The following is a 13,257-nucleotide window of genomic DNA, read 5'->3' as shown; positions in this document are numbered from 1 at the left end:
AGACGGCTATGCTGTCAAAGATCGATGTTGAAAAATTTCATACTCTTATAGAGATAAACGCTCTAATAAATTCCAATTACAAGGATATCCATAGCCTGTTATCCCAAATTATGGAATCCGCGACTCGTCTTTCTGAAGCTGAAGCGTCAAGCCTTCTGCTTATGGACAGGGAAAAAAACGAGCTTTATTTTGAAGTCGCGCTGGGTTCAAAGGGCCATGAAGTTCAAAAGTATACAGTTAAAACCGGAGAAGGAATCGCGGGCTGGGTGGCGCAAAACAACAAATCTCTGATTGTCAACGACGTTGAAAATGACAAGCGGCATTTGCACAATATCGGAGAAGAAATTAATTACAAATCAAAAACCATTTTGGCCGTTCCCATGAGGGTTAAAGACGATTGTATCGGCGTTATAGAAGTTATTAATAAAAAGAATGAAGCGGATTTTACTCAGGAAGATCTTGAATGGCTTGAGATTTTCGCCAATCAGGCGGCATTGGCCGTTGTCAACGCAAAAATCATGGAAGAGGCACGCAGTGAAATTCAAAACTTGCAGGACAGGCTGCAAGACGATCAGTTTAAAACAATTATAACAAAAAACCCGGCTGTTCTTGAAATATTGGAAATTATTGACAGGGCTGCAAAAACAGATTCTTCAGTTTTACTTTTAGGGGAGAGCGGGGTAGGCAAGGAATTATTCGCGGAGAGGGTGCATTTAAACAGCGCAAGAAAAAACGCGCCGTTTATAAGGGTAAATTGCGCCGCCATTCCCGAAGGCTTGCTGGAAAGCGAGCTTTTTGGCCATGTTAAAGGCGCGTTTACAAACGCCATTTCTTCCAGAAAAGGCCGTTTTGAAATGGCGGACGGCGGCACTATCTTTCTTGACGAAATAGGCGATTTGCCTCTGTCGCTGCAGGCGAAAATATTGCGCGTTATACAGGAAAGAAAATTTGAAAAGGTCGGCTCTGATGTTACGGTAAACGTAAACGTGCGTATTATAGCCGCAACCAACAAAGACCTTGAAGAACAGGTAAAAAACAACGCTTTTAGAAGCGATTTATACTACCGCCTTAACGTTCTGCCTATTTATATTCCGCCCCTGCGCCAGCGTCCCGAAGATATTGGCGAATTGGCGCATTTTTTCCTTAAAAATTTTATGCGGGAAACCAAGAAACAATTCAGCGGATTTTCACACGAAACGCTGCAGGCGATGCTTTCCTATTCATGGCCGGGCAATGTCCGGGAATTGCAAAATTGCATAGAAAGGGCGTGCGTAATCGGCAAAAATAAATGGATTGAGCCTGAAGACCTATTTTTAAAATCAACGTCCCGCGAAGGCGAGGAAGAAATAACGGAGCGTAATCTAAAAACCGCGCTTAACGTGTTTAAATCCAACTTTATTCGCAAAGTACTGGATGAAAATAACTGGAATCAAACGGAAACCGCTAAGGCTCTTGTTATACAGCGTACTTACTTGTCAAGATTGATAAAAGAGCTTAAAATAAGTAATCCCAAGGAGATATAATGCAAAACAACGAGAATGATAATGTCGGAGAAAAAATCAACGATTTTATTAAAAACCACAGAAAAGCGATATTTATAACCATCGGCATACTGCTTTTCCTGTTTATTGGATTGATTGCCTTTCTTTCAATAAGCGACGCGCTTAACAAGAAAGCGACCGCAGAACTTGACGAATTATACGGCAGGTATGATGAATTAACTTTAAATAGTGATGAAGACTTTTATACTGAAGATTTGGAAAATCTGCTTGCCGACCTTAAAACTTTTGCGGAAAAAAACAAAGGATTTGCGGGAAGCAAAGCATGGTCTATTATCGGGAAGATTTATTCCGGAAGAAAGGACTGGAGTCTTGCTCAAGACGCATGGCTTTCCGCAGTAAAAACCGGTAATAATACCTACCTTGCCCCGATAGCGTTATTTAACGCAGCCGCCGCCTCGGAAGAACAAGGGAATCTTGAACAGGCGATTGAGCTTTTAAAACAGTGCCTAGCCCAAAAGATTGAGTTTCCGGCGGCTCCACGCGCCCAATTTTCAATTGGAAGGCTTTATGAAACTCTTGGCAATTCTACAGCCGCAGTTGAAGCGTATCGGGAAGTACTGATTAAATGGCCTGAAATGCCGGTCTGGCATAGCCTTGCAAGGAGCAGGCTTGCAGTCATTGATGTTAAATGAATTATCTTAAAACATCGGTAATATTTGGATTTTGTTTTTTTTTATTAACCTGCGGAATTGACGAGTACTATTATATTCCTCAAGTGCCGGAAGAAGTTATTACGAGTGAAAAAAATACTAAAGCGGTAATAAACATTCCACCCAATTTGCTCAATGATGTTTCTCATTATGCGACAGGGTATGTCATTTTTTACAAGATATATACCAGCAATGATGACAACGATAGTATTGAAATACTGAAAAGATTTCCAAGAATATCATCTGATTACACCGGGTTATCTTCATATACGGACAGGACAAATGCCACATCAATTCCTTCTTCAACCACATTCAGCGGCAGGGGATATTATGAACTTGATGGGATAAATATCGGTACGGTACTTTCAATAAATGGCGGTTCTTTTAGCATTAATTTTGACCCAATACCCGGCGTAGAGCCTTATATTGAATATAGAGGAAATAAACTTATACTTTTACGTTCAAATGGCGAGGGGAAATTTAATCCAGAACCAGAGGACAGATATTTTTTCAGTACCGATGATTTAAAAGATTATGAAAAGTCATCTCAAAGAAATCCAACTATTAATGCCGATGTCTCAGGAGAAAGCGGTATTCCTCAAAATGCTTTTGTTTCAATGTATATTGTCGCCGTAGGCAGACATCCAAGAAATTTTACAAGGCTTTACGGCAAGCCCACGCATATCAGTATTTTTAAATTGCCTCAGGAGAATTAATATTGTTTCTTATTTTTTACCACGAACCACACGAACAGGAGCGCGAACATAATAGCAGATATTCGCTGGTAGACAGAATACGCGTTATGAATAGTAACGTGTAGCGGTGTTATGCAGTTAACGCTAACCCCTCAAGGGGATCAATTTGGGTATAAAAAGCGGTATGCGTTAAAGTACGGTATCCATTGGTTTGCATTCTCGTTTGTTATATTTCGCGCAAGGACTTCGTTTCGTTTTAATGAAAATAAGGTCTCGCCTTTATTTATGCGGTTTTGTCTGTAAACTTTTTCTTCTTTTTGGTTAACATAATCAACTCCGTCATTATGCGCATATTCAAAACCCCACAATAACGATGACAATGAGTGTTTTTTCATGCCGCTTTTTATTAAAAAGGATTCCGCTTTTTTAATGGAAAACCCATGAGGTAAACTGCTGTTTAAATCAGTAACAAAGTGTTCCATCGGTATTTCTTCCGTGAAATCCACAGCGGCAATTTCACAATCCGCGCTTACGCCAATTGATAACGGGGACGCAAATTCCATTTTTATTAGGGGGTTAAAGCCCTTTGTATACATTACTGAAATTCCCGCTCTCCTGAATGACAATGAAAAAATTTCTATAAGGCTTAAATGTCCGTGAAATACCGCACTCCCTTCTTTGCTGAAACTGAACAATACCCTGTATATTGACGGGTCGGTTTTATGCAAAGAATTATCGTTAACTTCTGTGTTTTTGCGGTTAACAAAAGAGTATGGTTTGCTTATTTGATTTTCTAACTTTTTTGGCGGACATGGCGCTATTTTAGATGATACTCCGCAATTATTGCATTTTTCCTTGCATGAGGAAGTACTAAGGCTGTTTTCTGATTTTTCAAATTCCTGCCTAATGTATTCAGGCGTTATATGGGAATCAATATTTTCCCAAGGAAACGGTTTATTCTTTCCCGATAAAATTGAATCTACGACGCTGCGGTTATCTTCCAGTACCCTGCGCCATTCCGTTTTGTTAATAAATTCGCTCCATGGATCAAGCCTGCTTCCGGCTGACCACGCCTGTTCGCATAATAATCCCGCTCTTTCATCCCCCCTGCTTAACAAGCCTTCTATTTGTGAAATGAGGGCGTCTGATATGCTTACCTTATGCCCTAAAGGTTTTAGTTTTGAGCGGATAAAATTAAGTTTTTCTATAGCCGTTTCGCTGTCAAGCTGTGTTGCCCATTGGTAGGGGGTATGCGGTTTTGGGATAAAGATTCCTACGTTAATGTTAAAGTGCATTCTGGTTCTTCTGCCAATATCGGCGATAAATGAAACTATTTCCTCTTCTTCCTTTTTGTCAAAAACAGGCACGGGAAGCCCTATCATAAAATAAAATTTCGCCCCTTTCCATCCGTTCTTTTTTGCCTCTTGAATAATAGAAACGACTGAATCCTTTGTCACTTCCTTGTTGATTGCCTCCTGCCATGCTTCTTTGGGCGTTTCAACGGCAAATGTTAATCCGCTTTTCCTTGTTACGGCGATCTGTTCTAAAATTGAAAGTGAAAAACCTGAGACTTTAAGCGAGGGCAGTTGGAATGAAACGTGCAAACCTCTGAATCGCTCGTTAAGATTTTCAACTAATTCCGTAATTCCTTCATAGTCGCCCGAAGAAAGGGAAGACAGGCTGATCTCCTGCCATCCGCCTTTTGTCACCATCTCGTTTACCTGACAGGCGATAAGTTCTTCTTCCTTTTGCCTGTACGGCCTGTACCAGTAACCGGCGTGGCAGAAACGGCAGCCATTGGGACAGCCGCGCATAATTTCTACTGTACCGTGATGGTGCGTAATTTTCATGCTTGGAACAGGAAACACATACGCGCTTTGTGAAAAACCCGTAGCAATCGCGCGCCGGGCATTTTTTTTCCCCTTAACCCATACATTGGGATGGGAGGCGATTTTTTCAAGGAGCCCTGCCCTGCCCTGCCCTCTTTTTTTTAATACGGATAATTCAGATGCAAGATCAAAAAAATTATCTTCTGCCTCCCCTATCCAAAAAGCGTCAATAAAAGGCGAGTATGGCAATGGATTGGAAACTGCCGGCCCACCCGCGATTACAATCGGATGAGTACTATTCCGCTTTTCACAGTGAAGCGGAATATTTGAAACGTCAAGAATTGTAAGTATGCCGTTTAAACCAAGCTCATAACCTAGGGTAAACATAAGCAAATCTACGGAAGCGGCGCTTATTCCCGTGTCAAGCCCGTAAATAGGAATATTTTTTTCACGTAACAATTTTTCAAAATCAGGCGCTGGCGCAAAAGCGCGGTCGCAAAATAAATTATTTTCGCGGTTCATGTGGTTGTAAATAATCCGCACGGCATGGTTTCCCATCCCTATTTCATAAAGGTCAGGGAACGCTATTATAGCGCATAAATCGTTATCTGAAAGTTTTTTATTTGCTGCAAGCCGCCCAAACTCGCCGCCTGTATAACGCTCTGGTTTTTCCACATTTAAAAGAAGTCCGCCTAATTCCTTTATAGGGTCAACATACCTTACGGCAGGCATTAACGGTTAAACCTTCTTATGTAAATGCTCAAGACAATTCCAATACCTATCATAGAAGTCATAACGGAAGAACCTCCGTATGACATAAATAAGAGCGGAAGGCCCGTAATAGGCATAATTCCCATTGTCATTCCAACGTTAATTATAAAATGAAAGAATATCATCCCGGCAAGACCCGCGCAAAAATATTTGGCAAAAGGGTCTATAACCGTCTTCATTGTCAATAACAATCTGTAGCATATAAATAGGAATAGCGCGAAAACAAATATTCCTCCGATAAAACCAGCCTCTTCCGAGAATATGGAAAAAATAAAATCCGTGCTTTGTTCGGGCAGAAAGCGGTAATGGCTTTGCGTGCCCTGTAAAAAGCCCCTGCCCATCACTCCTCCGGAGCCAATTGCCGTAACAGACTGGATTATATTCCAGCCCGCGCCGCGCGGGTCAACATTCGGATCAAGAAAAACAATAAGGCGCATCATTTGATAATTTTTTAACACTTTGCGCGCGCCGTATGAGGCGGCAAGTGAGAAAACAATAATAGCCGATATGTAAACAAGCCAGAAAAAGTACCTTTTTTTGTACTTTAAATATCCAAAAAGCGCGATGGAAGCGATTATAACAAAAAATGTAATTGATATAATAATTATTTTTAAGTTCGTCAATGCCGTAAGAAAAGCGAGCGTCTTACGCAATATATAAGTCTGCCAAAAGGGAAGAACCATCAAGACTCCCGTTAAAGCGATGCATGAAACCATAAATGACACATAACGCATAGGCACTCCGGCCATGAATATCATTGTTATAAGAATCATTATATATACCAACGCGGTTCCAAGATCAGGCTGAAGAAGGACTATGCCCATTGGAATAAATGTTATTATGCAGCAAACAATGAAACGGGAAAATGACTCTTTGTTGCGGTCGGTGTCCGCAAGAAAACGCGAAAGCATAATGATAACGGAAATTTTTACAAATTCCGACATCTGTATTCCGAAAGAACCTATTCTAAGCCAGCGGGAAGTATTATAAATATCATGGCCGAACAATAATGTATAGACAAGCGGCAGCAGTGAAAACAAATATATATATAACGATAAATTATAAAGTCTTCGGTAATTTACCAATGAAAGCAGAACAGCCGTTACCAAACCTGCGGACACCCATATAATTTGTTTGTAATACTCGTTTGAAACCTGCACGCCAGCCGATGTCATTCCTGATGAATAAATAAAAAGAACGCCTAACACCATTAGAATAATTACCGGAAGCAGTAAAAAATAATCAATTTCAAGAATATTGCGTAATCTCAATTTTTTATCCTTGTGTACCTAGGGTACCCAGTGTTCCTTGAGTTCCCTGCTGGTTTAACATATACTGAAATCCAAGCGAGCGTATCGCCGTCTCGTAATCCTGATTTGCGAAATACCCTTGAAAAATAATCGCGCTTACGGCGGAAGCCATCCAAACCTGATAGATGGACGCTTCAATAATTACGGTCACTACTATTTGCTCATCAGGATTAACGCTGTTATACGGGGCAAAAGCCGTAAACCAAGAATGCCATCTGTCTACAAGCCCCATTTCCGCCGTTCCTGACTTTCCCGCAATCTGCACGGTTCTCATATTTAAAGGATATTGCGCCGTCCCCTGGCTGACTACATACCTCATATTCTGACGAACCGTTTCATAAACGGCGGGGCTTATATTTTTACTTTCGTGAAGCACTTCCGGTAAAATAACTTTTTCGATAGCGTTTGTGGCAGGATCGCGCACTTCTTTTAAAATATAAGGTTTGTACGCTTTTCCATTATTAACAATCATGCTGACCAAATTGCTCATTTGAAGCGGAGTTACAAGAGTATACCCCTGCCCGATTGACATATTCATAGTGTCGCCTAACACCCATTTTTCATGGTAGCGGCGTTCTTTCCACTGCGGCGTAGGTATAAATCCTGAATATTCTCCGGGAAGATCTATTCCCGTTATTTCACCGTAACCAAAATTTTTCGCGTAGGACACGATTCTTTCCGCCCCCACATAATCCCTTCCAACCGTCATAAAGTAAATGTTACATGACTGGCTTAAAGCCGTCGCTAAATTCATTCTGCCATGCCCTGAGCGCAGGTGGCAATGCCAATCGCGGTTGCCGTACCTCATTACCCCTCTGCACATTACGGTTTGATCCGGCGAATACAGATTTTCATTGAGGATTGCGGAAGTCATTATTATTTTAAAAGTGGAAGCCGGAGGATAACCGGATTGAATAGCGCGGTTAATGAACGGTTTCGCCGGATCATCAACTAACGCGCGGTAAACGGAATTAAGCCCGGTTGTAAAAACATTCGGATCATACCACGGGTAAGAAACCATGGCAAGAATTTCCCCCGTTGACGGTTTCATGACGACGGCGGCCCCTATTTGGGAACCTATCGCTTTTTCAACAAGCGTCTGCAATGAAGCGTCAATTGTTAAAACAAGATTTCTTCCTATTTCGGGAGGAACGCGGATTATATTCTCATTGCCCGTAATCCGCCTGCCCCTTGAATCTACGGTTCTTGTTTCCATGCCTGGTTTGCCTTTCAAAAGCTGGTCATATTGCTTTTCAATTCCGGATTTTCCTATTACATCCCCCTGTTGATACCCCTGGTTATAAAGAGACGTAAGTTCATCGCGGGTAATATCGCCAACATAACCTAGGATATGCGAAAGACTTCCGACATTTACGTAATTTCTCACAGATTTGATATTCCATGAAATGCCGGGCAACGTGTTTTTCCTTTCGGCAATCGCGGCAATTGTTGAAAACGGAACGTTAGACGCTATTTCAACGGGCTGATAAAGCTGTAAATACTGGCTGGGAAGCCTTAACTTTATTTCATCAGAGGGCAGATTTAATATTATTGAAATTGAATTTATAACTTCATCCATACTGCCGCGCGGAACTTCCGCAGGCGTAATGTTTACGGCAAAAGTATCCCTGTTTACGACAAGAGGGCTGGTATATTTACGGTCATAAATTTCCCCCCTCTGAGTTGGGATGGAATATGTCCTTCGGGAAATATCCTGCGCTCTTGTACGGTACACTTCACCGGAAAGAATCTGCATTCCAAAAAGCCTTACGGAATATACGCAAAAAACTATAATAAGCAGAATTCTAAAAGCGTTTATCCTATTTCCTTGATCTTCATGCATTTTACTGACCTCGGCCTATCAACATAAACTTGCAATTCCTTAATATTAAGAATAACAATGGAGCGCATATTGAATTAAGCCCTAACTCTATCCAAAAATCCGTATTGACAAATGAATAGGCGGGAATCGCCGATCCCATAATTAAATGAAGCACAAACATCATTAATGCCTTTAAGATAGTCGCGGTAGCGCAAAGAATAATCGGCATAATAACATAACCAAGAAATAACGAGTCTTTAAAAAGCCCCGTTAACGCGCCAATAAACGTGCGGATAAGGGAACTCATGCCAATCGGAGCGACTGACAAAAAATCTATTAACAATCCAGACAAAAATCCTGAAATCTGTCCAGTCATTGTTCCGTTTACATAAGAAGAAAAAACCAGAACACAAAGGGCCAAATCGGGAACAATGTTTAAAATAGCGATTTTAGCGATCAATGTTGATTGTAAAATTGCCATGGCAACGCATATAATTACAGTCCAAATAATACTTCTAATCATCTATTGTTCCCGTAAAATCAAAATCAGGACTTTCGGCTTCTATGACAAAAACATACTCAAGCCTTGAGAAATCGATCATTGGAATAATATCCACTTCCAAAGTAGTTTCATATTCAAGAATATTTATGCTGCTGACGCGCCCTAAATTAATGCCGGGCGGATATATTCCGCCCATGCCGCTTGTAACGACTATATCTCCGATATTTATTTCGTCTCTTGCTCTGCGGGGGACAAACTTCATTATTAAAGTATTTTCAGAACTGCCCTGGCCTTCCACAATTCCTTCAAAACGCGATACTGAAAAACGGCATGATACAAGGGAATTAACGTCAAAAACGGGCATGACAAGGCTTTCAAGAGCGCCTGTTTGTATTACTTTTCCTACTAAAGCCTGAGTGCCGTTTTGCCACGCTACGACAGTCATGTTATTCGAAACTCCATGTGCGCCGCCTTTATTAATTACAAGGGCAGAGAAAAGATTATGGGGATCCCTTCCCGATATTTGCGCCGGGATTCGTCTGTACCGCAGCGTTCTTGAAAAATCAAGCTGTTCTTTTAATCTGTTATTTTCCTGATAAATTTCAGCGTTGCTCCGTTCCAGTTCCTGATAACGGTCAAGTTGTTTTAATAAATCCGCGTGTTCTTTTCTTAAATTTGTAAGCTCTTTGATTGACAGCACCGTCCTTGAAACAAACGATGACAATTCATAAATTCCGCCCCTGACTCCGGAAAAGAATGACAATCCCGCGTTTTTAACCCCGAAAATAAAATTCCTGCTAGAAATTAAAAGCAATAATGTTGAAATAATAATTAAAATTACAAATACAAATACGGAAGAATTGATCTGCGCTCTCGGTAATTTGCCGCTCCTTCGCGATGAATTACCAAAGGATTCACGATTCATGCCGTTATCCGTTTAATCTGTCATAAATATTCTTGGTAAGGTCGGCGCCTTTTATATAATCAAAATACTTGCCGGCTCCGAGGGCTACGCAAAGCAGGGGGTTTTCCGCTATTATCGCGGGAACGCCCGTTTCTTTTTGAATAAGTTTGTCAAGCCCTTTAAGAAGCGAGCCGCCTCCGGTCATTACAATTCCGCGATCTACTATATCTGCGGCAAGCTCAGGCGGAGTTTTTCCAAGCACTATTTTTATCTCGTCAATAATTTGATTGATGGGGTCTTTAAGCGATTCCCTTACTTCTACTGAATCTATTTCCAGCCTGCGGGGAAGACCGGTAATCGCGTCATTGCCTTTAACTTCCATCTTATCAATCATTTTTTCAGGAGACGCGTTTCCAATCTCTATTTTTAGCTTTTCAGCCATTTGTTCCCCGATTATCAAGTTATGAACGCTGCGAATATGTTTAATTATAGATTCGTCAAATTCATCGCCGCCTATGCGGATAGCGTTTGTAACAACCATGCCTCCCAGTGAAATGACTGAAATTTCCGTAGTTCCGCCGCCAATATCCAGAATCATGTGCCCTGCCGGCTCCCTTATCGGTATATCCGCGCCAATCGCCGCAGCGAGGCTTTCTTCTATTACGCGAACTTCCTTCGCGCCTGATTTATACGCGCTTTCTTCCACGGCGCGCCTTTCCACCTCTGTAATGCAGGAAGGCACTCCTATAACCATTCTGGGTTTAAAAAAACGGTAACGCGGAAAAACGCGGTCAATAAAACAGCGGATCATTTTTTCCGTTGATTCAATATCAGCGATTACGCCGTCTCTCATCGGCCTTATGGCTATAATATTCTCCGGAGTTTTCCAAAGCATCCTCTTTGCGTCGGTGCCAACCGCCACAATTTTTTTTGTGCCGCGCTCAACCGCGACCACGGAAGGTTCGTCCAATACTATGCCCTTTCCTTTAATGTAAATAAGAGTATTACAAGTTCCCAAATCAATGCCAAAATCTGATGATATGCCGCCTAACATGGCTACCTCCGTTATATATTGAGCCGCGCTCTCGCCTTTGCGTGAGCCGGATCCTGCCTAATAGTCGTTCTCCATTCCGAACGCGCCCTTGTCGTATCGCCCCTCTGGCTATAAAGTTCACCTAACTGATAATGGGCTTCCGCGTTCTCGCCAAAGTCATTTATAATGCTTAAATACTGTTTTTCCGCCCTGTCATAATCGGAGCGGTTTCTGGAAATTTCAGCTAACATAAAGCGTGATGCAATAACTGATTTTGAATCTGCGGAAAATTCATTGCATCGCGTAAGATAATCAATGGCGATATTGTAGTCTTCCATCGCGATATAGGAGCGCGAGATTGACAATAAAAGATTATCAGAAGGCTGTTTGCCCGGTACAAAAGCCTGGGTAAACGCTTTTACGCTGCCGCGGTAATCGCCGTAAGACGCATACGCGAGGCCAAGATATTCATGTATGTCATAAGCGTCATAAGAGAGGCTGTTGGCTTTTTCCAGATACTTTACCGCAAGGTCGGCATATTCGCCGCCTTTATACGCGTATGCTTTTCCAAGGACGTAAAAAAGCCTCCCGTCTTTATTTGATTCTTTTTGAAGAAGCGCTTTTCTAAGTGAGAATATGCATTCGTTAATAAAGATAAGGGTATTCTGGCTGTTAATTTGCGCTATTCCCATTTGATACGCGGAAAAACCGTTAATGGTAAGCAAAAAATAATCTAAAGGTTTTTCTTCTAATGCCAACTTGCTGAGTTTATACGCCTGCTCATAATCGCCTTCATTCCATATGCGTAAAAATTCTTTTCTTTCATTCTTTGTGCTGTTTTTAAATTGCAAAATTACAAATACAGAGATAATAATAACTGCTACGGACAAAAAAGCGATTCCAAACGAGCGAAGTCTTTTGAGCCTGTATATATGTCTTCCATAATTGGACCAAGTATTACTGTCTAACATTGTTCTATTATCGGAAATTCTACAGAAATTTCGATATAGTGTCAATGAATTTTATAAAAACTGATAAATTTAGCTTGAAATTAACCGAAAAAAGGGATATATTCTATTAGCGATGAACCTGGCTGCCGCCTGACCACCTGACCACTTAAAATACTAAGAAAATGATGGTTGATTTATTATATTAAAAAATCATCATTTACATTAATATTTTCATCTTTTGCGTTTTTGTATTTTAAGTGGTCAGGTTAGTCGGGAGGAAAGTCCGGGCTCCGCAGGGCATGATGCCGGGTAACGCCCGGGACTGAACACCTGATCGCTTAAAATGCTAAGAAAATGATAGTTATTCATTAAATTGGTATTTTAAGCGGTCAGGTGGTCAGGACAGACAGCGCCACAGAAAATATACCGTCTGACCACTTAAAATGCTGAGAAAATGATGATTAAATTACTAAAAAATCATCGTTACCTTAATATTTTCAGTATTTTGCGTTTTTGGCATTTTAGGTGGTCAGATAAGGGTGAAAAGGCGGGGTAAAAGCCCACCTCGGCATTGGCAACAATGCCGGCAAGATTCCAGTTTTTATGGGTAATGGGCAGAAGTTTTGCCGCAGGCAAAACTTCCCCGCCGTTTCCCGGCGAAACTGGAAAACGGCAAGCCTCATCAGGAGCAAAGTCGAATATGCGCGCCGGCGGCCCGCCGGTCAAGCGCGGGTAGACTGCAAAAAAGCGCCGAAAACGGCTCTTTTAGACAGATGGCAGCCTCAAAAGCTTGAGCTTTTGAGTACAGAACCCGGCTTATGGTTCATCGCTTTTTTTTCTTAGTGAAAGCAAGATATATTACTGTTAATTTGGATTTTTTTTAGAAGATTTCACACAAAGATCACGAAGGTACAAAGAACACAAAGGGGATTAGGAGTTGTTTCAAAGCTGATCTTGAAATTTCACGATAAGATAACGGACAAAAACCCCCTGAATCCTCTTTGTGTTCTTTGTGTGAAATCTTCTGGATATAATTTATGTAAAGTATTAGTTGTTACAGCGTACTACGAAAAAGCGGTAACAGTTACCTTCAGAACTTTGAGCTTTGCGCGTATCTCGCCGATAATTGCGACTGCTTCTTGTAGGTTTCTGACATTGCGGTTAGTTGTTTCCGTAAGTCCGCCAGTAAGTTCTCTTGCTCTTTGATTGTGTTCTCGTAACTGTTTATT

10 protein-coding genes and 1 other RNA gene are annotated in these 13,257 nt (G+C 41.3%); 4 read left to right on the top strand and 7 right to left on the bottom strand.

Annotated elements, in window-relative coordinates; genetic code table 11:
• Nucleotides 1-8: 8 nt before the first annotated feature.
• The 3 genes from ACYVRH_RS00550 to ACYVRH_RS00540 are packed head-to-tail and all read left to right on the top strand — an operon-like array spanning nt 9 to nt 2,928.
• Entirely contained in the window at nt 9-1,523 is a 1,515-nt protein-coding gene (locus ACYVRH_RS00550) for a sigma-54-dependent Fis family transcriptional regulator (protein WP_461254982.1), read from the top strand.
• A complete protein-coding gene (locus ACYVRH_RS00545; RefSeq protein WP_461254981.1) occupies nt 1,523-2,194 on the top strand; it encodes a tetratricopeptide repeat protein in 672 nt (223 codons plus the stop codon). The genes ACYVRH_RS00550 and ACYVRH_RS00545 overlap by 1 nt, the downstream gene beginning before the upstream one ends.
• Nucleotides 2,191-2,928 carry a hypothetical protein gene (locus ACYVRH_RS00540; protein ID WP_461254980.1) on the top strand — a complete coding sequence of 246 codons (738 nt, stop codon included), beginning with the start codon at nt 2,191-2,193 and terminating at the stop codon, nt 2,926-2,928. The genes ACYVRH_RS00545 and ACYVRH_RS00540 overlap by 4 nt, the downstream gene beginning before the upstream one ends.
• Nucleotides 2,929-3,068: 140 nt before the next feature.
• On the opposite strand, the gene ACYVRH_RS00535 is transcribed toward ACYVRH_RS00540, so the two are convergent.
• From ACYVRH_RS00535 to ACYVRH_RS00505, 7 genes are read right to left on the bottom strand one after another with little or no spacing between them, the layout of a single operon-like run.
• Nucleotides 3,069-5,468, bottom strand: a complete 2,400-nt coding sequence (locus ACYVRH_RS00535; protein ID WP_461254979.1) for a TIGR03936 family radical SAM-associated protein — start codon at nt 5,466-5,468, stop codon at nt 3,069-3,071.
• Nucleotides 5,468-6,778, bottom strand: a complete 1,311-nt coding sequence (gene rodA / locus ACYVRH_RS00530; RefSeq protein WP_461254978.1) for a rod shape-determining protein RodA — start codon at nt 6,776-6,778, stop codon at nt 5,468-5,470. Before rodA ends, ACYVRH_RS00535 begins: the two co-directional genes overlap by 1 nt.
• 4 nt (nt 6,779-6,782) lie before the next feature.
• Nucleotides 6,783-8,660, bottom strand: a complete 1,878-nt coding sequence (mrdA, locus tag ACYVRH_RS00525) for a penicillin-binding protein 2 (RefSeq protein WP_461254977.1) — start codon at nt 8,658-8,660, stop codon at nt 6,783-6,785.
• Nucleotide 8,661: 1 nt separating this feature from the next.
• Nucleotides 8,662-9,162, bottom strand: coding sequence for a rod shape-determining protein MreD (gene mreD / locus ACYVRH_RS00520; RefSeq protein ID WP_461254976.1), 501 nt, complete (start codon nt 9,160-9,162; stop codon nt 8,662-8,664).
• Complete coding sequence (mreC, locus tag ACYVRH_RS00515) at nt 9,155-10,066, bottom strand: rod shape-determining protein MreC (protein ID WP_461254975.1); 912 nt, start codon at nt 10,064-10,066, stop codon at nt 9,155-9,157. Before mreC ends, mreD begins: the two co-directional genes overlap by 8 nt.
• 4 nt (nt 10,067-10,070) lie before the next feature.
• Nucleotides 10,071-11,099, bottom strand: a complete 1,029-nt coding sequence (locus tag ACYVRH_RS00510; RefSeq protein WP_461254974.1) for a rod shape-determining protein — start codon at nt 11,097-11,099, stop codon at nt 10,071-10,073.
• An 11-nt stretch (nt 11,100-11,110) separates the two neighbouring features.
• Nucleotides 11,111-11,968: a tetratricopeptide repeat protein gene (locus tag ACYVRH_RS00505; RefSeq protein ID WP_461254973.1), complete on the bottom strand. Its 858-nt coding sequence runs from the start codon at nt 11,966-11,968 to the stop codon at nt 11,111-11,113.
• Between the two features lie 314 nt (nt 11,969-12,282).
• Here ACYVRH_RS00505 and rnpB point away from each other — a divergent pair.
• Nucleotides 12,283-12,865, top strand: an RNA gene (gene rnpB / locus ACYVRH_RS00500) — RNase P RNA component class A.
• Nucleotides 12,866-13,257 lie beyond the last annotated feature (392 nt).

This window comes from Treponema sp. R80B11-R83G3 (assembly GCF_054786115.1).
Note: the sequence above shows the minus strand (reverse complement) of the source record. Positions and strands in the feature narration are given on the sequence as shown.

Bases quoted from the DNA above. Each gene is read 5' to 3' on its own strand.
- ACYVRH_RS00550 (WP_461254982.1), top strand. From the start codon at position 9: ATGCTGTCAAAGATCGATGTTGAAAAATTTCATACTCTTATAGAGATA.
- ACYVRH_RS00545 (WP_461254981.1), top strand. From the start codon at position 1,523: ATGCAAAACAACGAGAATGATAATGTCGGAGAAAAAATCAACGATTTT.
- ACYVRH_RS00540 (WP_461254980.1), top strand. From the start codon at position 2,191: ATGAATTATCTTAAAACATCGGTAATATTTGGATTTTGTTTTTTTTTA.
- ACYVRH_RS00535 (WP_461254979.1), bottom strand. From the start codon at position 5,468: ATGCCTGCCGTAAGGTATGTTGACCCTATAAAGGAATTAGGCGGACTT.
- mrdA (WP_461254977.1), bottom strand. From the start codon at position 8,660: ATGCATGAAGATCAAGGAAATAGGATAAACGCTTTTAGAATTCTGCTT.
- mreD (WP_461254976.1), bottom strand. From the start codon at position 9,162: ATGATTAGAAGTATTATTTGGACTGTAATTATATGCGTTGCCATGGCA.
- mreC (WP_461254975.1), bottom strand. From the start codon at position 10,066: ATGAATCGTGAATCCTTTGGTAATTCATCGCGAAGGAGCGGCAAATTA.
- ACYVRH_RS00510 (WP_461254974.1), bottom strand. From the start codon at position 11,099: ATGTTAGGCGGCATATCATCAGATTTTGGCATTGATTTGGGAACTTGT.